20 protein-coding genes are annotated in these 23,570 nt (G+C 61.5%); 13 read left to right on the top strand and 7 right to left on the bottom strand.

What is annotated here, in order from left to right; all coding sequences use genetic code 11:
• The first annotated feature begins 2 nt into the window (after positions 1–2).
• Complete coding sequence (locus JZ00_RS08175) at positions 3–1,145, top strand: MFS transporter (protein WP_039590126.1); 1,143 nt, start codon at positions 3–5, stop codon at positions 1,143–1,145.
• Here JZ00_RS08175 and JZ00_RS08170 read toward each other — a convergent pair.
• On the bottom strand, positions 1,142–2,707 hold the full coding sequence (locus JZ00_RS08170) for a phospholipase D family protein (protein ID WP_039590127.1): 1,566 nt from the start codon (positions 2,705–2,707) through the stop codon (positions 1,142–1,144). The genes JZ00_RS08175 and JZ00_RS08170 overlap by 4 nt on opposite strands.
• Between JZ00_RS08170 and JZ00_RS31405 the strand changes: the two genes are divergently transcribed.
• The 3 genes from JZ00_RS31405 to JZ00_RS08155 all read left to right on the top strand — a co-directional run bounded on the left by JZ00_RS31405 (position 2,590) and on the right by JZ00_RS08155 (position 6,884).
• Positions 2,590–3,630, top strand: coding sequence for a DUF1120 domain-containing protein (locus JZ00_RS31405; protein WP_235433058.1), 1,041 nt, complete (start codon positions 2,590–2,592; stop codon positions 3,628–3,630). The two genes, JZ00_RS08170 and JZ00_RS31405, sit on opposite strands and share 118 nt — an antisense overlap.
• Positions 3,631–3,762: 132 nt before the next feature.
• Positions 3,763–4,467: a fimbria/pilus chaperone family protein gene (locus tag JZ00_RS08160; RefSeq protein ID WP_045157288.1), complete on the top strand. Its 705-nt coding sequence runs from the start codon at positions 3,763–3,765 to the stop codon at positions 4,465–4,467.
• Positions 4,467–6,884 (top strand): fimbria/pilus outer membrane usher protein, encoded by a 2,418-nt coding sequence (locus JZ00_RS08155; protein ID WP_039590139.1) that lies wholly within the window; start codon positions 4,467–4,469, stop codon positions 6,882–6,884. The genes JZ00_RS08160 and JZ00_RS08155 overlap by 1 nt, the downstream gene beginning before the upstream one ends.
• A gap of 34 nt (positions 6,885–6,918) precedes the next feature.
• On the opposite strand, the gene JZ00_RS08150 is transcribed toward JZ00_RS08155, so the two are convergent.
• A complete protein-coding gene (locus JZ00_RS08150) occupies positions 6,919–8,349 on the bottom strand; it encodes an aminotransferase-like domain-containing protein (RefSeq protein ID WP_039590141.1) in 1,431 nt (476 codons plus the stop codon).
• A 180-nt stretch (positions 8,350–8,529) separates the two neighbouring features.
• Here JZ00_RS08150 and JZ00_RS08145 point away from each other — a divergent pair, with 180 nt between their 5' ends.
• Positions 8,530–8,775, top strand: coding sequence for a DUF1127 domain-containing protein (locus JZ00_RS08145; RefSeq protein ID WP_039590144.1), 246 nt, complete (start codon positions 8,530–8,532; stop codon positions 8,773–8,775).
• 44 nt (positions 8,776–8,819) lie between these two features.
• Here JZ00_RS08145 and JZ00_RS08140 read toward each other — a convergent pair whose 3' ends face one another.
• Positions 8,820–10,133, bottom strand: a complete 1,314-nt coding sequence (locus tag JZ00_RS08140; protein WP_039590150.1) for an NAD(P)/FAD-dependent oxidoreductase — start codon at positions 10,131–10,133, stop codon at positions 8,820–8,822.
• A gap of 146 nt (positions 10,134–10,279) precedes the next feature.
• Here JZ00_RS08140 and JZ00_RS08135 point away from each other — a divergent pair, with 146 nt between their 5' ends.
• A complete protein-coding gene (locus tag JZ00_RS08135) occupies positions 10,280–10,633 on the top strand; it encodes a YkgJ family cysteine cluster protein (protein WP_030138200.1) in 354 nt (117 codons plus the stop codon).
• A 16-nt stretch (positions 10,634–10,649) separates the two neighbouring features.
• On the opposite strand, the gene JZ00_RS08130 is transcribed toward JZ00_RS08135, so the two are convergent.
• Entirely contained in the window at positions 10,650–11,138 is a 489-nt protein-coding gene (locus JZ00_RS08130; protein WP_003206849.1) for an Lrp/AsnC ligand binding domain-containing protein, read from the bottom strand.
• Positions 11,139–11,293: 155 nt separating this feature from the next.
• On the opposite strand from JZ00_RS08130, the gene dadA reads away from it, so the two are divergent.
• From dadA to JZ00_RS08100, 6 genes are all read left to right on the top strand, one after another.
• A complete protein-coding gene (gene dadA / locus JZ00_RS08125; RefSeq protein ID WP_039590153.1) occupies positions 11,294–12,598 on the top strand; it encodes a D-amino acid dehydrogenase in 1,305 nt (434 codons plus the stop codon).
• A complete protein-coding gene (locus JZ00_RS08120; RefSeq protein ID WP_039590155.1) occupies positions 12,570–12,923 on the top strand; it encodes a RidA family protein in 354 nt (117 codons plus the stop codon). The genes dadA and JZ00_RS08120 overlap by 29 nt, the downstream gene beginning before the upstream one ends.
• A gap of 97 nt (positions 12,924–13,020) precedes the next feature.
• A complete protein-coding gene (gene alr / locus JZ00_RS08115) occupies positions 13,021–14,094 on the top strand; it encodes an alanine racemase (protein ID WP_039590157.1) in 1,074 nt (357 codons plus the stop codon).
• Between the two features lie 128 nt (positions 14,095–14,222).
• On the top strand, positions 14,223–14,771 hold the full coding sequence (locus tag JZ00_RS08110; RefSeq protein ID WP_030138196.1) for a cupin domain-containing protein: 549 nt from the start codon (positions 14,223–14,225) through the stop codon (positions 14,769–14,771).
• Between the two features lie 183 nt (positions 14,772–14,954).
• The gene (locus JZ00_RS08105; protein ID WP_039590161.1) at positions 14,955–15,368 is read left to right on the top strand and encodes a c-type cytochrome; all 414 of its coding nucleotides are present in this window, start codon (positions 14,955–14,957) and stop codon (positions 15,366–15,368) included.
• A gap of 135 nt (positions 15,369–15,503) precedes the next feature.
• A complete protein-coding gene (locus JZ00_RS08100; RefSeq protein WP_039590163.1) occupies positions 15,504–17,426 on the top strand; it encodes an acetyl-CoA hydrolase/transferase C-terminal domain-containing protein in 1,923 nt (640 codons plus the stop codon).
• Positions 17,427–17,459: 33 nt separating this feature from the next.
• On the opposite strand, the gene JZ00_RS08095 is transcribed toward JZ00_RS08100, so the two are convergent.
• Both JZ00_RS08095 and rep read right to left on the bottom strand, forming a co-directional pair.
• A complete protein-coding gene (locus JZ00_RS08095; protein ID WP_039590165.1) occupies positions 17,460–18,032 on the bottom strand; it encodes a xanthine phosphoribosyltransferase in 573 nt (190 codons plus the stop codon).
• 50 nt (positions 18,033–18,082) lie between these two features.
• Positions 18,083–20,092: a DNA helicase Rep gene (gene rep / locus JZ00_RS08090; protein WP_039590845.1), complete on the bottom strand. Its 2,010-nt coding sequence runs from the start codon at positions 20,090–20,092 to the stop codon at positions 18,083–18,085.
• Positions 20,093–20,365: 273 nt separating this feature from the next.
• On the opposite strand from rep, the gene JZ00_RS08085 reads away from it, so the two are divergent.
• On the top strand, positions 20,366–22,036 hold the full coding sequence (locus tag JZ00_RS08085; RefSeq protein WP_039590166.1) for a putative bifunctional diguanylate cyclase/phosphodiesterase: 1,671 nt from the start codon (positions 20,366–20,368) through the stop codon (positions 22,034–22,036).
• A 22-nt stretch (positions 22,037–22,058) separates the two neighbouring features.
• Here the strand turns inward: JZ00_RS08085 and JZ00_RS08080 are convergent, their stop codons facing one another.
• Positions 22,059–23,459 carry a NorM family multidrug efflux MATE transporter gene (locus JZ00_RS08080; protein WP_039590168.1) on the bottom strand — a complete coding sequence of 467 codons (1,401 nt, stop codon included), beginning with the start codon at positions 23,457–23,459 and terminating at the stop codon, positions 22,059–22,061.
• Positions 23,460–23,570 lie beyond the last annotated feature (111 nt).

Raw genomic sequence — 23,570 nt, 5'->3', positions numbered from 1 at the left:
AAATGCGTTGGGCGACTTATTTCGCCGTGTTGGCGTCTGTCCTGAGTGTCGGCCTGGCGCTGGGCGTGAGCATGCCGCTGGTGTCGCTGCGCCTGGAGGGCTGGGGCTACGGCTCGTTCGCCATCGGCGTGATGGCTGCCATGCCGGCGGTCGGGGTACTGGTCGGGGCCAAGGTTTCGAGCCGGCTGGCGGCGTACTTCGGCACGGCGGCGTTGATGCGCCTGTGCCTCTGGGGTGGGGCGCTGTCCATCGGGTTGCTGGCGCTGTTGCCCAGCTATCCGGTGTGGTTGCTGCTGCGGTTGGTGATTGGCGTGGTCCTGACGCTGGTGTTCATTCTTGGCGAGAGCTGGATCAACCAACTGGTCATCGAACAATGGCGCGGTCGGTTGGTGGCGCTGTATGGCAGCAGCTATGCCCTGAGTCAATTGTCCGGCCCGTTGCTGCTGGGCGCATTGGGGACCGATCACGACTATGGCTTCTGGGTGGGTGTCGGCCTGCTACTGGTCTCGCCGTTGCTGTTGCTTGGCCGCAGCGGGGCGCCCACCAGCGAAGCCAGCGCGGTCACTTTCAAGGATCTGTGGGAATTCTGCCGTGGCTTGCCGGCGATTGGCTGGGCCGTGTCGTTGTTCGCCGCATTCGAAGCCATGATCCTGACACTGCTGCCGGTCTATTGCTTGCGCCAGGGCTTTGGCGCCGATGTCGCGCTGGCGATGGTCAGCACGGTGGTGGTTGGCGATGCCTTGCTGCAACTGCCCATCGGTGCCTTGGCCGATCGCCTTTCGCGTCGGTCGTTGTTCACTGGTTGCGCGGTGGTCTTGATGGTGTCCAGCCTGGCGGTGCCCCTGTTGATCGACACGCTCTTCATCTGGCCGCTGTGGGTACTGTTTGGCGCCAGCGCGGGAGGGCTGTTCACCCTGTCGCTGATTCTGATCGGCGAGCGTTATCGCGACGATGCGCTGGTGCGGGCCAATGCTCATATCGCTCAGCTTTGGGGGATTGGATGCCTGGTCGGTCCTTTGCTGGCGGGGGCGGGCAGCCAATGGATCAGCGGGCATGCGCTGCCCCTGTTCATGGCGGCAGGGGCGTTCGGGTTGGTGATCCTGTTGTTGCGACAAGGGGCTTTCGGAGCGACACAGCCCGTCTAAAGCATGCTCTCAAGCCCGATGGTGGTGGCGAACCAGGCATTGAACCGACGCCACCAGCTACCAGGCTCACGGTCCAGGTCGTGTAGCTTGCCGTTGTCTTCAGTGGTCCAGACCAACCTTCCGTCTTTGAGCCGGGCCTGATAACTCAGGGTCGGCGCCATGCCCTGCAAGGCCAGCTCGCGCACTTGGTCGGCAAGCTCCGGGCTGTCCACCAGCACACCGACCTCGGTATTCCACAGAACCGAGCGCGGGTCGAAATTGAACGAGCCGATGAAGGACTTTTGCCGGTCGAAAATAATCGCCTTGCTGTGCAGGCTGGAGTCCGACTCGCCGTAGGACTTGCTATAGAACAGATGCGGGCTGCTGCCATCATCGCCCGGCTGTCGTCGAAGTTCGAACAGGCGCACGCCGTGCTGCAACAGGGCCTTGCGATACGGCGCATAGCCGCCGTGCACCGCAGGCACGTCAGTGGCTTCGAGCGAGTTGGTCAGCAGGCTCACCGATACGCCGGCATCGGCGCGACTGGTCAGGTACACCAGGCCCGGCTGGCCGGGAACGAAGTAGGCCGAGATCATGATCAACTCCTCGCTCACTCCGCTCAGCTCCGGCCCCAGTTGCGTCGTCAGCAGCAATTGGGGATCAGGCTCATCCCTTGCCAGCACTTTGCTCGGCGCATCCCACAACGCCTGGTTCCAGGCCCAGATCAATTGACTGCGCCAGGTATCCAGGCGTGGCTGGGTCTTGTAGGTGGTCAGCTGTTGATACAGCGCCTGGTTTTCCTTGTGCGTCTGCTCCAGGGACGCTTGCAGGCGCAAGCGGCTTTCGACCAGTTCTTGGGCGGCGGGCCGATGGGACATGAATTGTTCGATGGGCTTGCTCAGGGCGCTGTTCCAGTATTGGTCGAAGCTATGTCCCAACTGCTCGGCCACCGGTCCGACGCCGAGCAGGTCGATGTCGGTGAAGTTCAGGTTGGGTTCGGCATCGAAGTACTCATCACCCAGGTTTCGGCCCCCGACGATCGCCATGCTGTTGTCCGCCAGCCAAAGCTTGTTGTGCATGCGGCGGTGTTGCAATGACAGGTTGAAGAGCCGTCCGAGGCTGCGGGTCACGCCAGTGGCGCGCCCAAGGTGCAAAGGGTTGAACAGACGGATCTGGATGTTGGGGTGGGCAGCGAGCGTCGAGATGGTCTGCTCTTGCCCGTCGCTGGTGGTGTCGTCCAGCAGGATGCGCACGCGCACGCCCCGGTCGGCGGCCTTGAGCAACTCGTCCACCAGCATTCGCGTGCTGATCCCGTCGTGGACGATGTAGTACTGCAAGTCCAGGCTGCTCTGGGCATTGCGGATCAATTCGGCACGGGCGGTGAAGGCCTCGGTGCTGTCCGATAGCAAGCGAAAACCTGAGCGACCCTCGTGAAGCGCGGCCTGGGCCTGGACTGAGCGACCGAATGTCGATTGCTCCGCTGGCAACGCCTGGCTGGGCTCGCGAGAAATGTCCAGGCTCGTACAGCCGCAGAGAAGCGTCGCAAGCAGCAGAGCAAAGGGCAGCGTCGAATGTGGTCTCAAATCAAGTCGTCCCGGATCGTTGCGAGGAAGTATGGCATGGCTTTGTGATTCATCCTGTTTGCGGGATACGACGCCTCAGGCTGTGGGAACTTGCTACAGAAGTTGAAAGGCCACAAGCCATGCTGAAAAAGCCAGTTCCTTGCAAAGTCTTTTCCTACATAAAAATCCTACCTGATGGGCAACGATACGCAGGCATTGGACGGGTGGTTGGTTCTCTTTCCCCGATTGCCATTGCATGGCTGCATCCCTTTCTCTTTTGCAGGTACGTGACTATGAAAAAACTACTCTTGGCCAGCTGTTTGGCCGCTGCCTCTACACCCTTGATCGCCCAGGCGGCCAGTGTTGATTTGAACGTGACAGGCCGCGTTATCCCGACATCCTGCATTCCGGCATTTGCTGGCGGTAGCGATGTCAATCTCGGTCGGATTTTCTCTTCGACCCTGGCGCCCGACAGGCAGAACGATCTTCCCCAGCGCGATATCAGCTTGCAAATCACCTGTAGCGCCCCGGCATCCGTGGAGATTGCCGTCACCGATAATCGCGGTGCATCCAAGGTTCCCGGTCTGGCATTCAATGGTCGTTCGGGCGAAGAACTGTATTACGGCCTGGGCAGCACCCAGGGGGTTGGAATCGGTGGTTTCGGTCTGTTGAGTGGCTTGCCGCGGGCTGATGGTGTCCCGCAGATCTTGCTGGCGCGAACGCTGGCCAATCCGAGCTGGAGTGTTCCGACCAATGGTTTGATTACCAATGCGCCGACGACTTACTCCTGGGGTTCAAGCTTGGCAAACGGCCCTGCTCCTGCTCGTCTTCATACATTGCCGATGAAAGTCGCCGCGGCCATCCGCGCCACTTCCGAGTTGCCGCCGACTACCGATGAGTTCGATCTTGATGGTTCGGTCACGTTCGATGTGTTTTACCTCTGACGCCTAAAAGTGACGGAGCGTCGTGAGCGTTGAAAGGCCTGCAATGACCTGAAAAGTCTGCGCTCCGGCGGGTTGGTTTGCTGCCGACGAGACATGCCAGGCATGTCTCGGCCGGTGCTTCTGGAGATTCCCATGTTTTTGCGAAATTGCTTGCCGGTATTGAACACGGTGGCAGCGTTGTGCCTGCCATTTATAGCCTCCAGCGCCCAGGCCGCTGGAATGGTCCCGGAAACGCCGGTAGTGATTGTCGATCAGGGCAAGGGTGAGGCGACTCTGAATATCAAGAACACCGATGAACAACCGGCGCTGCTTTACAGCTCTGTCTTGGATGTTCCAGAGGACTTGGAGCCGTTGCTCCTGGTCAATCCGCCTGTGGCTCGGGTCGAGCCCGGGCAGAGCCAGCAGGTGCGTTTTATCCTGCACAGTGGCGCTCCTTTGCAGACGGAGCGGCTCAAGCGCGTGGTGTTCGAAGGCATCAAGGCGCGTCCCGCGGCTGGTGGCGCACAGATTTCCATGGGCGTGCGTCAGAACATCCCGGTCATTATTCGCCCGGCACACCTGGCGATTGAGCGAATGCCTTGGACGCGACTGGTCTGGAGCGCCAAGACCGGGCAGGTCAGCGTGAGCAATCCCAGCCCCTACGTCGTCAGGCTGGCAAGATCAGTGAGTTTGATTCCAGGCGGTACGACACTTGATCTGGGGCGGACCTATATTTTGCCTGGGGAAACGTTGACGTTCACCACCCCCTCGAGCCTGGGCACCCATGTGCGGCTGTTCCCAGCCACTACCTACGGGTTTGCGGCGGCGAGTCATGACGCACGCTTGAGCCTGCAATAATGCGCCTGGGTGTCCTTTGGCGGCTTGGCGGCAGCCTGGTCTTGATGTCGATTGCCCGGGCCGAGGCCTCGGCACAAGCATCCGCTGAATTTGACCGCTCGGTGCTGCAGGCCCGGGGAGTGGATCCGGATGTCGCCGAATATTTTCGCCGCGCCGCACGCTTTGCTGCTGGGCGCCATCGTGTCGCCTTGAGCGTCAATGGCATTCCATCCGGGCAGGTCATGGCGAGGTTCGATAGTGAAGGGCAGCTGTGCCTCGATGCGAACCTGCTTGAGCGCGCGGGTATTGCCACGTCGTTTAATGCGTATCCCGGCGCTGGCGATTCGCAGTGCGTATCTGTTACCCAAGGGTTGGCCGGTGCTCAGGTGCGGCTCGATCCTGGGCAAAACCTTGTGCATCTGGTGGTCCCCGCAGACTGGCTCTTGAGACCCGCCGAGAGCCGTGGAAGCTGGGATTCGGGGGGTGTGGCCGGCGTGTTGAACTACGACGCGCTGGTCATTGCCGGCTCCGCTGCCGGCCAGTCCAGCTCCTATCGCAGCGTGGGCACCGAACTGGGCTTCAATGCGGGAGATTGGGTGGTCCGCAGTCGCCAGAACTACACATCGTTCCAGGGCGTAACGCGTTTCGAGACGTTGTACACCCAGGCTTCCAAGACGTGGGAGCGCTTCGATGCGCATGTTCAACTGGGCCAGTTGAATATGCGTTCGCCGTTGTTTTCCACGGGACCTTTCACGGGTGTGCAAATCTTTCCTGAAAATGCGCTTTCGTCGGGTGCGGATGGGTTGGGGGCTGGATCGTTGGTCCACGGGCTGGCCTATTCGACGGCCCGGGTCGAGGTCCGCCAGAGCGCAATAGTGATTTACACCACGCTGGTGCCCGCGGGGCCGTTCACGTTGCGCGATCTACCGTTGATCAGTGACCGGGTGGACCTGCAAGTCAGCGTGTTTGAAGAGAACGGCGAACGTCGCGACTTTCATGTGCCTGCCGCGGATGTGCGTCCGGCAAGGCTCGGGGCTGTATCCAGTTATGGGTTGGCGGCAGGCAAGATCAGGCAGTTCGCTGGGGGCGAGCGTGACACGCCGGCTTTCTTTGCGGCCAGCCGGGATTGGCGATGGGGCCCGCAGACCCAGACAAGCGCAGGGTGGATGGGGGCCGAAGGGTACCAGTCCGTGGGCTGGGGGATCTCCCAGGCATTGACCCGAACGACAATACTAGGCCTGCAACAGCTAGGTTCACGCACGGCGCCAGGCACTCGTGGCCAAGAAGTGCAGGCTAGGCTCAACACCGTGGTGGGCGCCGGGCTAACCGTCGGACTGACGGCCGGCCAGCGCAGTTCCGGGTTTCGATATCTGTCCGAGGCGAGTCTCGACCCTGCCGTTGGTGATCCGTTTGCCCGGGCGACCCATCACTGGAGTCTATCGCTGAGGCGGGCGGATTCGTCGTGGGGCGCAATCAGCGGATCGCTGACTCGCTACAAAGGCGCGGGCGGGAACGGCAACTCGCGCATCAGTACGGCATGGTCACGGGCATTCGATTGGGCGACGTTTTCATTGAGTGTCGAGCATGACCGGGCTGAACAGGCAGGCAGGACCGGTGTGTTCGCCAATGTTGGTGTGCCCTTGGGGCGTAACCGAAGGCTGAGCACTTCCGCTCGTCACGATGATTCACGGGGGCTGCGTACGGGCGCGCGCTATACCGAGCAGGTCAGTGACAGCCTGGGTTACAGCATCGGTGCAGACCGTTCCGCCGATGGCCGGAACGACCTCAATGCCAGGCTCAACGCCTTGCCCCGTTACACCAGCGCCGAGCTGGGATATGCCCAGACCAGCGCTGGCGCGCGTCATTATGACCTGACGTTGCGCGGCGGGCTGGCGATGCATGAGGAGGGTGTTACGCCTTCGCCGTATCCGCTGCGCGACACGTTTGGTCTGCTCAAGGTCGGCGACTCCGCGGGAATCAAGATTGGCACTTCCCAAGGGCCCGTCTGGACCGACGGCGCGGGGCGTGCAGTGGCGGCCGCGTTGCCGGCCTACCAGGCGAGCCGCATTGAGATCGACACGGTCAGCTTGCCGCGCAACGTCGAAGTGCCTAACGGGTTCCAAGAAGTGCGCGCGGCGCGTGGCGCGGTCCCGCGGCTCGACTTCCAGGCCGGCATGGTTCGCCGTCTGATGCTGTACGTGCGCAACGAAGAAGGCGCGCCCGTGGCGAAAGGCCTGGGCGTCTATGACCATGAGGGGCAGTACCTGACGACGGTAGTCGACGCTGGCCTGGTCTACCTGGAGGACGCCCCCGACGTGGTTCGGCTCAACGTGACGCGTGCCGATGAGCGAGTCTGCCGTCTGGAATTCGACACCCGCCAATTGCCCGCTTCAACCGAACCCTACGACCGTCTCGAGGTGGCTTGCCAGGAAGGCTGAGCTCCGCGGTGCCTTGGGTGTGGGCGGGCACCGCTCAGGGACCATCGGGCACGTCCGCCAGCAGTCTGCCGGCTGCTGTGCCGACTTTGCGCACGGCATCCTCGATTTGTGCCGTTGGCTTGGCCGCGTAGTTCATGCGCAGGCAATTGCGGTACTTGCCTGACGCCGAAAAAATACTGCCGACGGCGATCTGTACTCCTTGATCATGAAGCATGCGGTTGAGCTTCAGCGTATCGAAACCTTCCGGCAGTTCGACCCAGAGCATGAAGCTGCCCCGGGGGCGACTGGCGCGGGTGCCCTGGGGAAAATATCGGCTCACCCAGTCGATCATTACGTCGCGATTTCGCTGGTATTGCCCACGCATCCTGCGCAAATGCGGCTCGAAATGGCCAGCCTTGAGAAATTCTGCAATGGCGATCTGGGGCTGCGGCGCGGTAGAACCGGTGCTGATGTATTTCATGTGCAGCACCCGTTCCAGATAGCGGCCGGGTGCAACCCAGCCCACTCGCAAGCCCGGCGCCAGGGTCTTGGAAAAAGAGCTGCAGAGCAGGACGCGACCGTCTTCGTCGAAGGACTTTATCGTGCGTGGGCGTGGGTAGGTGTAAGCCAGTTCGCCATACACATCGTCTTCGATAATCGCCACATCGAAACGCTGTGCCAAGGTCAACAAGGCGCGCTTGTTGGCCTCGGGCATGATGTAGCCCAGCGGGTTGTTGCAGCTAGGCGTCAACTGTATGGCCTTGATCGGCCATTGTTCCAACGCCAGCTCCAAGGCTTCCAGGCTGATGCCGGTGAGTGGGTCGGTGGGGATTTCCAAGGCTTTCATGCCCAGGCCTTTGAGCGTCTGCATGGCGCCGTGGAAGCTGGGAGAGTCCACCGCGACGATGTCCCCTTGCTCGCACGTGGCGCGAACGCTGACGGACAATGCTTCATGGCACCCGGTGGTGACGATCAGGTCGTTGGCGCCCAGTTGGCAGCCGGAATCCAGCGACAGCCGGGCGATCTGTTCGCGCAGTTCCAGGTTGCCGTAGATATTGTCGTAATACAGGCCGGGCATGTCTTGCCGCCGGCTGATCTGCGCCAGGCTACGCAGCAAGGGTTTCATCGTCGGCGAGTGGATATCCGGCATGCCGCGGCCCAGTTGCACCACGTCCTTGCGCGGTATGGCGCGTATCAGTTCGAGCACCTGGTCCCATTGGGAAATGTCTACCGGGCGCTGGGCTGGACGGCCTACCGCTGGCAGGTCCGGCAGTTCCCGGCTGACCGGGACGAAATAACCGGACTTGGGTTTCGGCGTCGCCAGGCCGCTGTCTTCCAGCATGCGATAAGCCTGCTGGACCGTGCTCAGGCTCACCCCATGTTCGGAGCTCAAGGCACGCACCGACGGCAGCCGGTCACCGGGGCGGTAGAAGCCCTGTTCGATACGGGTGCCGAGCAGCTCGGCGAGATTCACGTACAGAGTCATGGTGCATTCTCGATGAAGTAGGAAAGCGACAACCCATACAGTTGTGGCACAAAACTTCGATTCAGTGTCGAAAATGCCCAATCTGTATGGTTATAAAAGGTATCGGTTGAATCTGTATTGCTTGTGGCTGTCCGCGCATCATGAAAGCTCTGGCTACCCAAGTAAACAGGAGCGATCAAAATGAACGGCTTGAGCGATGTGCGGCTGACGTTACACAGTCAGGAACTGGCGGCTGGGCAGGCGAAGGAGCTGCGCAGCGGGGACTTGCGCAATGCTCCGCCCGGCCTGAGTCGCTGGGGACTGTTCTGGCATCGTTTGCATACACGCAGAGCCTTGCTCGACCTGTCGACCGAACAGTTGCGTGACATCGGGCTGAGTCGGGAGCAGGCTCGGGCGGAAGGCCTGAAGCCGTTCTGGCGACTTTGAATCGATAGAAGCCTATGGCGCGGGAGCCAACTCCCTCGCCACAGTCACACCAGTTCTTTCAACCGATGCCACAACATCCCCAATGCCAGGAGTGGCGAGCGCAAATGCTTGCCGCCCGGGAACGTCATGTGCGGGACCTGGGCAAACAAATCGAAGCCAACTCCCTGCTGGCCACTGATCGCTTCGGCCAACAGTTTGCCCGCCAGGTGCGTGGCGTTTACTCCATGGCCGGAGTAGGCCTGGGCGTAATACACGTTCGGCTGGTCTTTGAGGCGACCGATCTGCGGCAGGCGATTGGCGCCGATGCCGATCATCCCGCCCCATTGATAGTCGATCTTCACGTCCGCTAGCTGAGGGAAAACCTTGAGCATTTTCGGACGCATGTAGGCGCCGATGTCCTGCGGATCGCGCCCGGAATAATGACAAGCCCCACCGAACAACAAGCGGCGATCCGCTGAAAGCCGGTAGTAATCCAGCGCCACCCGCTGATCACAAACCGCCATGTTCTGCGGTAATAGCGCACGTGCCTGAGTTTCGCCCAACGGCTCGGTAGCGATGATGTAGCTGCCGGCCGGCAGCACTTTGCCGCTCAATTGCTGGTTCAAGCCGTTGAGGTAGGCGTTGCAGCCCAGTACCAGCGTCTTGGCGCGGACCGAGCCGTGCTGGGTATGCACCTTCACTTCAGGGCCATAGTCGATGCGGGTGACGGCTGATCGTTCGAAGAGTCGAACCCCCAGTTGCTGGGCCGCCGCCGCTTCTCCCAGCGCCAGGTTGAGCGGATGCAGATGGCCCGAGCCCATGTCGATCAACCCGCCGACGTAGCGATCCGAACCGACAACGCTGTGCATCTCGTCAGCTTGCAGCAGCCGGGTCGTATGGCGATAACCCAGGCTGCGCAGCTCTTCGGCGTCTTCGGCAAAGCCCTCGAGGTCGCCAGGTTTGTTGGCGAGGTCGCAGTAACCCCAGGTCAGGTCGCAGGAAATCTGAAAACGCTCGACTCGCTGCCGGACGATTTCCACCGCCTCGAGCCCCATCAGTTTCATCTGACGAACACCGTCGGTGCCGACGACAGACGCGAACTGGTCGAGGCCGTGGCCAACGCCGCGAATCAACTGGCCGCCGTTGCGCCCGCTGGCGCCCCAGCCGATCCTGTGCGCTTCCAGCAGTGCCACGCTCATCCCGCGCTCGGCCAGTTCGATGGCCGTGTTCAACCCGGAGAACCCGCCGCCCACCACGCAGACGTCCGCGACCAGTTCGCCCTGCAACACCGGATGGTCCGGCTGCGGCAGGCTGCTGGCGGCGTAATAAGAGGCGGCGTGCGCGTGGCTCGGGACAGGTTGCTGAACACGGGCGTTCATGTGCGTAATCCTGATTGTTGTGTTTGAGAAATTTTACGGAGCATAAGCCGTGCTTTCCTCCGTCGGCAACACTGGTCGGCTGGCGGTGTCTGGCCTGCGGCTTTTAAGGCACAATCCAAGCCTGTCCAGACCCGGTAACCGCCTCGATGAGCTGCAACAGTCAAAAAATCCGCACGCTGCGTCAGCAGATTCCTACGTTTGAGTGCGTACCGGGCTGTCACGACTGCTGCGGTCCGGTGACCACCTCGCCGGAGGAAATGGCTCGCCTGCCGCGCAAGACCCGCGCCGAGCAAGATGCCGCCATGGAGGCGCTCGACTGTGTGCACTTGGGGCCGAACGGTTGCACGGTGTATGACGAGCGGCCGCTGATCTGCAGGCTGTTTGGTACGACGGCGACCCTGCCGTGCCCCAATGGTCGACGTCCGGTGGAGTTGATCCATCCGCGTGTCGAGAAGCAGATTCATGAATACATGGCCAGCACCCGCCAGGTGCTGGTCTAGCGGCCTGGAGCCGGGCTCAATCCGGAATCGGCAGGTTCAGGCTCTCCTTCACTTCCTCCATCACGATATAGCTCTTGGACTCGCGCACGTGGGGCAACTTGAGCAGGATGTCGCCCAGCAGCTTGCGGTACGAGGCCATCTCGGAAATCCGCGCCTTCACCAGGTAATCGAAATCCCCCGACACCAGGTGACACTCCAGCACGTGAGGCAATTTCAGCACTGCGCGTCGGAATTCTTCGAAGGTGTCGCCGGACTTGTAGTCGAGGCTGATCTCGACGAACACCAGCAGGCTGCCCTTCAAGTGTTGCGGATTGAGCCGGGCGTTGTAGCCCATGATGATGCCTTCGCGCTCCAGGCGTCGGACCCGCTCGGTGCACGGCGTCGTGGAGAGGCCAACCTTTTCCCCCAACTCGGTGAAGGAAATTCGCCCGTCCGCCTGGAGGATGCGCAGGATGTTGCGGTCGATCTTGTCCAGCTCGCGTTTGGTCTGGGTATTGGTACGCACAGGTGATGCGCCTCCATGAAAACGGTTTTTGCCGAGAATTCTCGCCAAATATAGGTGTTTATATAGTGAAAAGCACTGGCTGATCTTTTTTACACTGCGCGCATCTAAGCTTTGTATAACAAACGTCAGCGGTTATCCGCGATGAGGGTTTCAACATGCGCGTTCTGGTCTTGGGTAGCGGCGTCATCGGTACCGTCAGTGCTTACTATCTGGCCCGTGCCGGGTTTGAAGTGGTGGTGGTCGACCGTCAGCCGGCGCCTGCCATGGAAACCAGCTTCGCCAACGCCGGGCAGGTGTCGCCAGGTTACGCCTCGCCTTGGGCCGCGCCGGGTGTGCCGCTCAAGGCCATCAAGTGGTTGCTGCAGCGTCACGCACCGCTGGCGATCAAGGCCACTGCCGACATTGATCAATATCTGTGGATGGCGCAGATGCTGCGCAATTGCACCGCCAGCCGCTATGCGATCAACAAGGAGCGCATGGTTCGCCTGTCCGAATACAGCCGTGACTGCCTCGACGAGTTGCGCGCCGAAACCGGCATTGCCTACGAAGGCCGCAGCCTCGGCACTACCCAACTGTTCCGCACCCAGGCCCAGCTCGATGGCGCGGCCAAGGACATCGCCGTGTTGAAGGAGTCCGGCGTACCCTTTGAAGTCCTCGATCGCGAAGGCATCGCCCGCGTCGAGCCGGCCTTGGCCAATGTCACCGACATCCTCGCAGGTGCGCTGCGCCTGCCCAACGACCAGACCGGCGACTGCCAGATGTTCACCACTCGCCTGGCGGAAATGGCCGTGAAGCTCGGCGTGCAATTCCGCTTTGACCAGAACATCGAGCGCCTGGATTTCGCCGGTGACCGTATCAACGGCGTGTGGATCGACGGCAAGCTGGAAACGGCCGACCGTTATGTCCTGGCCCTGGGCAGCTATTCGCCGCAACTGCTCAAGCCCCTCGGTATCCGCGCGCCGGTTTACCCGCTCAAGGGCTACTCGCTGACCGTGCCGATCACAGATCCGGCAATGGCACCGACCTCGACCATTCTCGACGAGACCTACAAGGTTGCGATCACCCGCTTCGACAACCGTATTCGCGTCGGTGGCATGGCGGAAATTGCCGGTTTTGACCTCTCGCTGAACCCGCGTCGGCGCGAAACCCTGGAGATGATCGTCAACGACCTTTATCCTCGGGGCGGAGACTTGGCCCAGGCCAGTTTCTGGACAGGCCTGCGCCCGACCACCCCGGACGGCACACCCATCGTGGGTGCTACCCCGTTCAAGAATTTGTTCCTGAACACCGGCCACGGCACCCTCGGTTGGACCATGGCTTGCGGTTCCGGTCGCCTGCTGGCGGACCTGATGGCGAAGAAAAAGCCGCAGATCAGCGCCGAAGGCCTCGATATTTCCCGTTATGGCAGCAAACCCCAGGAGTCCGCAAAACATGGCAATCCAGCGCCAGCTCACCAATGACCGCATGAGTCAGGTTGTCATGCACAACGGCACCGTTTACCTGGCCGGACAGGTCGGCGACGACATGAGCGCCGGAGTCGAGCAGCAGACTCGCGAGGCTCTGGCCAATGTCGAGCGCCTGCTGGACCTGGCTGGGACCGACAAGCAACGCTTGCTGTCGGTGACCATCTACCTGAAGGACATCGATGCCCATTTCGCGGGCATGAACGCAATCTGGGACAAGTGGCTGCCCAAGGGCGTCGCCCCGGCGCGCGCCACGGTGGAGGCCAAGTTGTGCGAACCGCAGATCCTGGTGGAACTGTCCGTCGTGGCTGCGCTGCCCTGAAAGCTGGCGAAACTCTCCCTCTCCCGGCGCTGTTGATGGTTGAAGCCGTCAGCCCGCGCCGGTTTTTTTACTCATGACTGCCTAGAAGCCTGCCGCCATGCGTCCTGCCCGTGCCCTGATCGATCTCCAAGCCCTGCGTCACAACTATCAATTGGCCCGCGAAGTTACGGGGGCCAAGGCTCTTGCGGTCATCAAGGCCGACGCCTATGGGCACGGCGCGGTGCGCTGCGCCGAAGCCTTGCAAGATATGGCGGACGGCTTCGCGGTGGCGTGCATCGAAGAGGCCCTGGAGCTTCGGGCCGGTGGGATTCGCGGGCCCATCCTGCTGCTGGAAGGGTTTTTCGAGGCCGATGAGCTTGCCTTGATCGTCGAGCATGATTTGTGGTGCGTGGTGCATGCATTATGGCAACTCGAAGCGATCGAACGCGCGACGCTAAGCAAACCGATCACGGTCTGGCTCAAGCTCGATTCGGGCATGCATCGGGTTGGATTGCACCCGAACGATTTCCAGCCGGCGTATCGGCGCCTGCTGGCCAGTGGCAAGGTGGCGAAGATTGTATTGATGAGCCACTTCGCCCGTGCCGATGAACTGCACGACACCAGCAGCCTTCAGCAACTGGCGGTCTTCGAGCAGGCCCGCCAGGGCTTGATGGCCGAGGTCAGTCTGCGCAACTCGCCGGCAGTGCTGGGCTGGCCGCAGATTCCCAGCGACTGGGTGCGGCCCGGCATCATGTTGTACGGCGCGACACCTTTCGAGGAGGCGAATGCCGTTGCTTCGCGCCTGCAACCGGTGATGACGCTGGAATCGAAAATCATCAGCGTGCGTGAACTTCCCGCCGGCGAGCCCGTGGGTTATGGCGCGCGCTTTGTCACGGCGCAACCGACCCGAGTCGGTGTGGTTGCCATGGGGTACGCCGACGGCTATCCGCGCCAGGCGCCCAACGGTACGCCAGTGATGGTGGACGGGCAGCCTAGCCAACTGGTCGGACGGGTATCGATGGACATGCTGGCCGTTGACTTGACCCATATTCCTCAAGCCGGGCTTGGCTCAACCGTGGAGCTGTGGGGCAAGAATGTCCTCGCCAGTGACGTGGCGAAGGCTGCCGACATGATTCCCTACCAGATTTTCTGCAACCTGCGGCGGGTGCCAAGGCTCTATTCCGAGGGCTGACACCCAGCGTGACCTACCGAAAGTCGCTTCACCGCACAGGATTCGGGCCAAGGTGTTGTAAATACTGAACGCTGTCGCCATGATAACGCTCACTTTACACACAACCTGATTCCCTGGAGGCTCCAGCATTGGACGTCGGTGAACGACTGCAATCCATTCGTAAACTCAAAGGCCTTTCCCAGCGTGAACTCGCCAAGCGCGCGGGCGTCACCAACAGCACCATTTCAATGATCGAGAAGAACAGCGTGAGCCCCTCGATCAGCTCGCTGCGCAAGGTCCTTGGCGGGATTCCCATGTCCATGGTCGAGTTTTTCTCCGAAGAAATCCTCCAGGAGAAACCGACCCAGATCGTCTACAAAGCCAACGAACTGATCGACATCTCCGACGGCGCCGTGACCATGAAACTGGTAGGCAGGGCGCACCCGAGCCGGGCGATTGCGTTTTTGAATGAAATCTATCCGCCTGGCGCCGACACCGGTGACGAGATGCTCACCCATGAAGGCGAGGAAACCGGAATCCTGGTGGAAGGGCGGCTGGAATTGGTCGTCGGTGCCGAAACCTTCGTGCTCGAGGCGGGCGACAGCTACTATTTCGAAAGCACCAAGCCACACCGTTTCCGTAATCCGTTCGACGTGCCGGCGCGACTGATCAGCGCAGCCACGCCGGCCAATTTCTAGACCAAGAGGCGCCAGGCCCGCACGGCATAGGCGCCCACCTGTTGGGCTGTCATGACAAACAAGACCCTTGTGACTTTGGGGTTGTTTCGAAGTGACAGGCTTACCGCTATACTTGCGCCCGCCTGCAAACCGTGGCCGCAGGCGTGACTAGCCACCATTGAGGGTGTACGCGTGAACCTAATTATGAAAATGCTGGCTGCACCAGCAACCGTATTGGCCCTATGGGCTGCGAGCGCTCAAGCGGCGCCCAACGATGAAATCGCCAAGCGCCTTGAACCCGTAGGCCAGGTTTGCGTCCAGGGCAAGGAATGCAAGGGAATGGAAGTGGCCACTGCGGCTGGCGGCGCTGGCGGTGCCAAGGCGCCAAAAGACGTGATTGCCAAGCATTGCAATGCTTGCCACGGCACGGGCTTGCTGGGCGCTCCAAAAATTGGCGACAAGGCAGCCTGGAAAGAACGCGCCGACCATCAAGGTGGTCTCGACGGCATCCTGGCCAAGGCCATCACCGGCGTTAACGCCATGCCGCCGAAAGGCACCTGCGCCGATTGCTCCGATGAAGAGCTCAAAGGCGCCATCAAAGAGATGTCTGGCCTGTAATACGCCCGCATCACTCACAAAAAAGCCGCTTACGAGCGGCTTTTTTGCGCCTGGGATTTTTCAGGACTGTTCATCGCAACCAAGACCCGGCAAGCTCGGTCCAACCCACATTCATGGAATGTCCCGGAGGGTCGGATGGTGCAGTTGTGTTCAATCGAACAGGCGGTGGATGATGTGCTCGAGCGCCTGCCCACGCATATCCACCTCGGCATGCCCCTGGGGCTGGGCAAGCCCAACTTGTTCGCCAACGCGCTGTACCGGCGCATCGCGCAACTGCCCGAGCGACAACTGACCCTCTACACGGCGCTGAGCCTGGGCCGACCGAGCCTGGGCGATGGGTTGCAGAAGCGCTTCCTCGAACCCTTCGTCGAACGGGTCTTCGGCGATTATCCCGAACTCGATTACCTCGCCGACCTGCAGCGCGACAGCCTGCCGGCCAATATACGCGTCCAACAATTCTTCATGCAGCCCGGCAGCCTTCTGCACAGCGCGTCCGCCCAGCAGGACTATGTCAGCAGCAACTACAGCCACGCGGCCCGGGACATCAACGGGGCCGGCCTGAACCTGATCGCCCAACTGGTGGCGAGCGACCCCGAGCATCCGGATCGCTTGAGCCTGAGCTGCAACCCGGACATTACCCTGGATCTGTTGCCGATGATTGCCAAGCGGCGCGAGGCGGGGGAAACGATTCTCATGGTTGGCCAGGTCCATAGCGATTTGCCCTATATGCCTGGGGATGCGGAAATAGGCATCGACGACTTCGACTTGCTGATCGACGAAAAGGACAGCCACACGCTGTTCTCCACACCGAACATGCCGGTGGGTATCCAGGACCACCTGATCGGCCTGCACGCCAGTACCTTGGTGCGCGACGGCGGTACGTTGCAGATCGGCATCGGCTCCATGGGCGACGCATTGACGGCGGCACTGCTGGCGCGCCAAGCCGATAACGCCGGTTACCAGGCCCTGCTGGCAGATGTGAACCTCAGCCAGTGGGCGCAGTTGATCGAGCGTGAGGGCGGCGTCGAGCCATTCGCCAAGGGGCTGTATGGATGCAGTGAGATGTTCGTCAACGGTTTGCTGGTGCTGGCGGAGGCCGGGATCATCCGGCGCAAGGTCTATCCCGACGAGCCGACCCAGGCGCAGGCCAACGCCGGGACACTCGACGAGGCGGCGCAACCCGACGGCATTTGCATACACGGTGGGTTCTTCCTCGGTCCGAGCAGTTTCTACGAGCGTCTGCGGGAGCTGCCGCAGAGCCGTCTGCGTGAATTCAACATGACGCGCATCAGCTATATCAACGAGTTGTACGGCCAGGAGCAGCTCAAGCGCTTGCAACGCATCGATGCACGCTTCATCAACACTGTCTTCACCATGACCTTGATGGGCGCCGGGGTGGCCGATCAATTGGAAGATGGGCGGGTACTCAGCGGCGTGGGCGGGCAGTACAACTTCGTTGCCCAGGGGCATGCGCTGGAAGGAGCGCGCTCGATCCTGCTGTTGCGCAGTTGGCGAGAGTCAGGAGGGGTGGTCAGTTCCAATATTGTCTGGGACTACGGGCACTGCACGATTCCCCGGCACCTGCGCGACATCGTGGTAACCGAGTACGGCATCGCCGACCTGCGGGGCAAGACCGACGCCGCGGTGATCGAGGCGTTGCTGAATATCAGCGACTCGCGCTTCCAGCCCGGGCTGATCGAGCAAGCGCAAAATGCTGGCAAGCTGCCGAAGGATTTTCGTCTCGATCCACGCTTTGCCGACAATACATCGGAGCGTTTGCAGGCGATCCAGGCACGGCATCCGAACCTGTTTCCCGAATATCCGCTGGGCTGCGATTTCGATGGGGTCGAGCGGGACTTGTTGCGGGCGCTGAACTGGCTCAAGAGCAAGTTCAAGCTCACCGAGATTCTGGAACTGGGCAAAGCCGCGCTGGATGCGCCGGAGCCCTGGGAGTTTGCCGGGCATCTGGAGCGGATGCAGTTGACGACCCCGGAAGGGCTGAAGGAGGAGTTGTACCAGCGGCTGCTGCTGGCGGGACTCAAGGCGACTGCACCTTAGCGGCCCGCAACTCCCCCAGGGTTGAACGGGGGATCAGTCGATAAAGGTCACGACCCCACCCGCCAACGACTTCACCCGAGCCAGCGACTCGACGCGATAGCCTTGGGCGTCCAGCTCCGCGCGGCCGCCCTGGAACGACTTCTCGATCACGATCCCCAGCCCGGCAACGGTGGCGCCGGCCTGCTTGATGATGGAGATCAGCGCCTGGGAGGCTTTGCCGTTGGCCAGGAAGTCATCAATGATCAATACCCGATCACTGCTGGTCAGGTGACGCGGGCTGATGGCAACGGTGCTTTCGGTCTTCTTGGTGAACGAATATACGGTGGCCGACAGCAGGTTTTCCGTCAGGGTCAGAGACTGTTGCTTGCGAGCGAAGATCACCGGCACGCCAAGGTTCAGCCCGGTCGTGATCGCCGGGGCAATGCCCGAGGCTTCGATGGTGACGATCTTGGTGATGCCCGAATCCTTGAACAGCGCGGCAAACTCATCGCCGATCAGCTTCATCAACTGCGGGTCGATCTGGTGGTTGAGAAACGCATCGACCTTCAGGACCTGGTCGGACAGCACGATGCCTAGCTCGCGGATTTTCTGGTGCAGGGCTTCCATGAAGCCTCCTCTGATGACGCGTTCAGCGCCTGGAATAGGTGAAAAATAGTCTAACGCTTCAACATCGCGCGTATATCCGCCAGGGCATTGTTGCCGCGAACGGCTTTGACTTCCGTCGGCGTATCGTCGTTGCCTTCCCACGCCAGGTCGTCCGGCGGCAGCTCATCGAGGAAGCGGCTCGGGGCGCAGTCGATCACCTCGCCGTATTGCTTGCGCTTGGCGGCGAAGGTGAAGGCCAGCGTCTGGCGTGCCCGGGTAATGCCGACATAGGCCAGGCGCCGTTCTTCTTCGATAGTGTCGGCCTCGATGCTGGAGCGGTGCGGCAGGATTTCTTCTTCCATGCCCATGATGAACACGTAGGGAAATTCCAGGCCCTTGGAGGCATGCAGCGTCATCATCTGCACGCCCTCGGCGCCTTCTTCCTCTTCCTGTTGGCGTTCGAGCATGTCCCGCAACACGAGCTTGCCGATGGCGTCCTCGACGGTCATGTCGCCGTCTTCGTCTTTTTCCAGGGTGTTCTTCAACGCCTCGATCAGGAACCAGACGTTGCTCATGCGGTAGTCGGCGGCCTTGTCGCTGGAGCTGTTGGTGCGCAGCCAGTTCTCGTAGTCGATGTCCATGACCATGCTGCGCAGCGCCGAGATCGGATCTTCCCCGGCGCACTGCTCGCGGACCTTGTCCATGAAACGCTTGAAGCGTGCCAGGCGGTCGGTGAAGCGGCTGTCCAGGTGCTCGCCCAGGCCGATTTCGTCGGTGGCGGCGTACATCGAGATCTTGCGCTCGGTGGCGTAGTTGCCGAGTTTTTCAAGCGTGGTCGAACCGATTTCCCGGCGCGGCACGTTGATCACCCGCAGGAAAGCGTTGTCGTCGTCCGGGTTCACGATCAGGCGGAAGTAGGCCATCAGGTCCTTCACTTCCTGGCGACCGAAAAAGCTGTTGCCCCCCGACAGGCGATAGGGAACCTGGTGATGCTGCAATTTCAGCTCGATCAGCTTGGCCTGGTAGTTGCCGCGGTACAGGATCGCAAAGTCGCTGTACGGCCGGTCGGTGCGCAGGTGCAGGCTGAGGATTTCCATGGCCACGCGCTCGGCTTCGGCGTCTTCGTTGCGGCAACGGATCACGCGGATTTCATCGCCGTGCCCCATTTCGCTCCACAGTTGCTTTTCGAACTCGTGGGGGTTGTTGGAAATCAGCACGTTGGCGCAGCGCAGGATGCGACTGGTGGAGCGGTAGTTCTGCTCCAGCATCACCACTTTGAGCGAGGGATAGTCTTCCTTGAGCAACATGAGGTTTTCCGGCCGTGCGCCGCGCCACGCGTAGATCGACTGGTCATCGTCGCCCACCACGGTGAACTGGTTGCGTTTGCCGATCAGCAACTTCACCAGCAGATACTGGCTGGCGTTGGTGTCCTGGTATTCGTCCACGAGCAGGTAGCGGACCTTGTTCTGCCATTTCTCGAGGATGTCGGCGTGGTCCTGGAACAGCTTGACCGGCAACAGGATCAGGTCGTCGAAGTCCACCGCGTTGAACGCCTTGAGCGTGCGCTGGTAGTGGGCATAGACGATGGCGGCGGTCTGTTCTTTGGGATTGCGGGCGTTTTCCAGGGCCTCGGGCGGCAGGATCAGGTCGTTTTTCCAGGCGCCGATCATGTTCTTGATCTCATCCACGCCGTCGTCGCCCGAGTACTCCTTCTGCATGATGTCGGTCATCAGGGCCTTGACGTCGGTCTCGTCGAAAATCGAGAAGCCCGGTTTGTAGCCCAGCCGCGCGTGTTCCTTGCGGATGATGTTCAGGCCCAGGTTGTGAAAGGTGCAGACCGTCAGGCCGCGGCCTTCGCCAGCGCGCAACAGGCCACCGACCCGCTCTTTCATTTCCCGGGCGGCCTTGTTGGTGAAGGTCATGGCGACGATGTACTGGGCGCGGATGCCGCAGTTCTGGATCAAATGCGCGATCTTGCGGGTGATCACGCTGGTCTTGCCGGAGCCTGCACCGGCGAGCACCAAAAGAGGGCCGCCGACATAGTTCACGGCTTCTTGCTGCCGGGGATTGAGTCGGGACATGACAGGGTTCAGGGAGTCGTTTGCGAAATGGGCCGGCATTTTAACAGGCTCTGAGAATTGTGCTGGCCTGTCCGACTTGTGACGCGACACATCATTGCAATTGCCGCTTTTGTGACTTTCCCTCAGGATGCGGACAGAATTTAGGTCTAACGTTCGTTTTTGGGTGAATAAACCCTCAAAAGTGGGTGTTTGAGAACCATTGGCATTGGTGATTGACCATTGGCGCGTCATAATGCCCCGCGCCTACCACCTTGCAGAGTCTAGGGAGTCAGCTTGTCTACGCCTGTCGAACCCTTGCGTTTGCTGTTGTTGGCCGAAACGCCTGAGTGGTCAGCGATACTGCGCGAGTGCCTGGCGCCCTTGGGGCCCTCGGTCGTGTTGATCAGTGCCCCGAGCTGGGACTCGGTCAGCAGCCTGTTCGAGGACAACCGCAACGCGGTGCTGCTGACCGTTGCTACCCTGCAGCCGGGGCCGGGACGTTGTCGTCTGCCGACGGTTCTGTTGCTTGAGCACGAGCCTGCGGCGTCCCCGGATGGCGTCAGCGACTGGCTGGTGCGCGACACCCTCGACGAGGCGACGCTGCGCCGTTGCCTGCGTCACGTGCGCGAGCGAGGGGTGCTGGAAAACACCCTGCAACGGCTCGCCGAGCAGGACCCTTTGACCGGCATCGCCAACCGCCAGGGCTTCCAGACCTTGCTGGCGGCGCGCCTGGCTGAAAATGAAGGCCGTGGCCTGGCCCTCGGTCACCTGGATCTCGACAATTTCCGCCACGCCAATGACGCCCTCGGCCACCAGGCCGGCGATCGTTTGATTCTCCAAGTGGTCTCGCGGCTCAAGGGCGCGCTGGAGGCCGGCGATCAGTTGGCCCGGCTGGGGAGCGACGAGTTCGCCCTGTTGATCGACACCCGCCGCGCGCCCCAACGAGCGGAGTGGATGGCCGAACGCATCACCGAAGCCATGGCCGAACCGTACTGGGTGGACGGTGAAAGCCTGTTGATCGGTTGCAGCCTGGGCATTGCCCACGCCCGGGCGCAGGCCGGCGCGGACCCCTTGATGTGGCATGCCCATATTGCCATGCAGCAGGCCAAGAGCACCCAAGGCTGCACCTTTCACATCTTCAATGAGCGCATCAACCGCAATGCCCGCAGCCTCGCCGACCTGGAAAGCGAGCTGCGACGGGCATTGCGTCGCGATGAACTGGAATTGCATTACCAGCCTCGGCTGAACCTGGCCGATGGCACGATTGTCGGCCTCGAAGCCCTGGTACGCTGGCGTCATGGCGAGCGCGGGTTGTTGCCGCCGAGTGAGTTCGTGCCGCTGGCCGAGCAAAGTGGCCTCATCGTGCCGTTGGGCTACTGGGTGATCTCCCGTGCCCTGCGCGATATGCAGGCCCTGCGCGAGCGCGGGCTGGCGCCGCTGCACATGGCGATCAACCTGTCGTTCCGGCAGTTCCAGGACAGCCAACTGCTGCCGACCCTGAGTCGACTGATTGCCGAACGCGGCGTCGAGGCCCAGTGGCTGGAATTCGAACTCACCGAAACTGCCGTCATGCGTCGCAGCGAACTGGTCAAGCAGACCATGGATGCCCTGGGACGCCTGGGGGTGCGGTTTTCCCTGGACGATTTCGGCACCGGGTTCTCTTCGTTCGTGCACCTCAACAGCCTGCCGATTGCGCTGCTCAAGATCGACAAGAGCTTCGTCGGCGGCATGGAACAGCGTGAGGAGAACCGCAAGCTGGTGCACGCGATGATCAACCTGGCCCATAACCTCAACCTCGAAGTGGTGGCCGAAGGCGTCGAGACCCGCGAGCAGTTGGACTTGCTGCGCGGTTTCGGATGCGATCAGGTGCAGGGGTTCCTGATCAGCAAGCCGTTGCCGCTGGTGGAGTTGGTGGAATACCTGACGTTCGAGGGTGACCAGCAATCGATGCTGGAAATCAGCTGACACAAACCCGGTGGGAGCAAGTTCATTTGGCCTGGATCGCTTCGAAGCTGCGCTGCCCCGGCTCGCTGAGAATCATCCGCTTCATCTTCCACTCAAATGCCAACGTCAGGCTCACCGCCGCGCAGGCCAGCCCCAGCGCCAGGCCCCACCAGACGCCGGTTGGGCCCCAGTGCAATTGGAAAGCCATCCACCACGCCGCCGGCGCGCCGATCAGCCAGTAGCAGCCCAGGCCGACCAGAAAGGTGGTCTTGGCATCCTTCAGTCCGCGGATGCAGCCCATGGCAATGGTTTGCGTACCGTCGAACAGCTCGAACCACGCCGCCACGGCCAACAGGCTCACCGCCAGCTCGATGACCGGGCGGAACGCCGGGTCTTCATGGTCCAGGAACAGGCCGATCAACTGATTCGGCAGCAGCCAGAACACCATGGCAAACGCCAGCATGGCGGCCGCGCCAAAGCCGATCCCGACCCTCCCGGCCAGGCGCGCCATGAGCAATTGCCCGGCACCGTAATGCTGGCCGATGCGCATGGTGATGGCGTAGGACATGCCCGCCGGAACCATGAAGGCCACCGAGACGATCTGCAGGGCGATCTGGTGCGCCGCCAGCGGCGTGCTGCCCATGGTGCCCATGCACAGGGCAGCGAACGCGAACAGACCGACTTCCACTGCGTAAGTGCCGCCAATCGGCAGGCCAAGGCGCCACAGCTCCTTGAGGTATTGGCGGTTGGGCCGCGACAGCCCGGCAAGCAATGGGTAGGCACGATAGGCCGGGTGCCGATGAATGTGCCAGGCCAGCGCCAGTGCCATGCAGTTGGCGACGATGGCCGTGACCAGGCCGATTCCCATCAGGCCGAGCTTTGGCAGGCCGAACATGCCGGTGATGAGCGCATAGTTGAGCAGGAAGTTGGCCACCGTGCCGCCGAGGCTGATCACCATCACCGGCGTGGCCCGCCCGATGGCGCTGGTAAAGCCACGCAGCGCCATGAAGCTCAAATAACCGGGCAGCGCGAACGGCAGTGCCAGCAGAAACTGCCCGGCGGAAAGCACGTTGGTTTCGGTCTGGCCGAACATCAGCAGCACCGGCTTGAGATTCCACAGCAGCAGGCCGGCCACCAGCGCCATCAACCAGGCCAGCCATAATCCGGCCTGGGTCAGCCGGGTGGCGCCTTCGATGTCGCCGGCGCCCTGGCGGATCGCTACCAAGGTGCCCACCGCCGCGATCACGCCGATGCAGAAAATCGATACGAACGAATAGGTCGCCGCCCCAAGCCCGCCGCCGGCCAAGGCCTCGGGGCTCAGGCGAGCCATCATCAGGGTGTCGGTCAGCACCATCAACATGTGCGCCAACTGCGAAGCAATCAACGGCCCAGCCAGCCGCAGGATGGCCCAGAGTTCGGTACGCGCAGGATGCTGCATGATCATCACGCTCCATGTTCAAACAAGGCAGTAGAGCGACGATTCTCGGCCCTCCCGGCAGATTGCACAAAAGGATAAAAACGATCGCTGGCATGATTAAAACTCATGCTTGACGGG

Source organism: Pseudomonas frederiksbergensis, assembly GCF_000802155.2.
GTDB lineage: Bacteria > Pseudomonadota > Gammaproteobacteria > Pseudomonadales > Pseudomonadaceae > Aquipseudomonas > Aquipseudomonas frederiksbergensis_A.
This window is presented reverse-complemented; position numbering and strand designations above follow the sequence as displayed.

Excerpts from the sequence above, each read along its gene's own strand:
- JZ00_RS08175 (WP_039590126.1), top strand. The coding sequence starts at position 3 with ATGCGTTGGGCGACTTATTTCGCCGTGTTGGCGTCTGTCCTGAGTGTC.
- JZ00_RS31405 (WP_235433058.1), top strand. The coding sequence starts at position 2,590 with ATGTCGATTGCTCCGCTGGCAACGCCTGGCTGGGCTCGCGAGAAATGT.
- JZ00_RS08160 (WP_045157288.1), top strand. The coding sequence starts at position 3,763 with ATGTTTTTGCGAAATTGCTTGCCGGTATTGAACACGGTGGCAGCGTTG.
- JZ00_RS08155 (WP_039590139.1), top strand. The coding sequence starts at position 4,467 with ATGCGCCTGGGTGTCCTTTGGCGGCTTGGCGGCAGCCTGGTCTTGATG.
- JZ00_RS08150 (WP_039590141.1), bottom strand. The coding sequence starts at position 8,349 with ATGACTCTGTACGTGAATCTCGCCGAGCTGCTCGGCACCCGTATCGAA.
- JZ00_RS08145 (WP_039590144.1), top strand. The coding sequence starts at position 8,530 with ATGAACGGCTTGAGCGATGTGCGGCTGACGTTACACAGTCAGGAACTG.
- JZ00_RS08140 (WP_039590150.1), bottom strand. The coding sequence starts at position 10,133 with ATGAACGCCCGTGTTCAGCAACCTGTCCCGAGCCACGCGCACGCCGCC.
- JZ00_RS08135 (WP_030138200.1), top strand. The coding sequence starts at position 10,280 with ATGAGCTGCAACAGTCAAAAAATCCGCACGCTGCGTCAGCAGATTCCT.
- dadA (WP_039590153.1), top strand. The coding sequence starts at position 11,294 with ATGCGCGTTCTGGTCTTGGGTAGCGGCGTCATCGGTACCGTCAGTGCT.
- JZ00_RS08120 (WP_039590155.1), top strand. The coding sequence starts at position 12,570 with ATGGCAATCCAGCGCCAGCTCACCAATGACCGCATGAGTCAGGTTGTC.
- alr (WP_039590157.1), top strand. The coding sequence starts at position 13,021 with ATGCGTCCTGCCCGTGCCCTGATCGATCTCCAAGCCCTGCGTCACAAC.
- JZ00_RS08105 (WP_039590161.1), top strand. The coding sequence starts at position 14,955 with ATGAAAATGCTGGCTGCACCAGCAACCGTATTGGCCCTATGGGCTGCG.
- JZ00_RS08100 (WP_039590163.1), top strand. The coding sequence starts at position 15,504 with ATGGTGCAGTTGTGTTCAATCGAACAGGCGGTGGATGATGTGCTCGAG.
- JZ00_RS08095 (WP_039590165.1), bottom strand. The coding sequence starts at position 18,032 with ATGGAAGCCCTGCACCAGAAAATCCGCGAGCTAGGCATCGTGCTGTCC.
- rep (WP_039590845.1), bottom strand. The coding sequence starts at position 20,092 with ATGTCCCGACTCAATCCCCGGCAGCAAGAAGCCGTGAACTATGTCGGC.
- JZ00_RS08080 (WP_039590168.1), bottom strand. The coding sequence starts at position 23,459 with ATGATCATGCAGCATCCTGCGCGTACCGAACTCTGGGCCATCCTGCGG.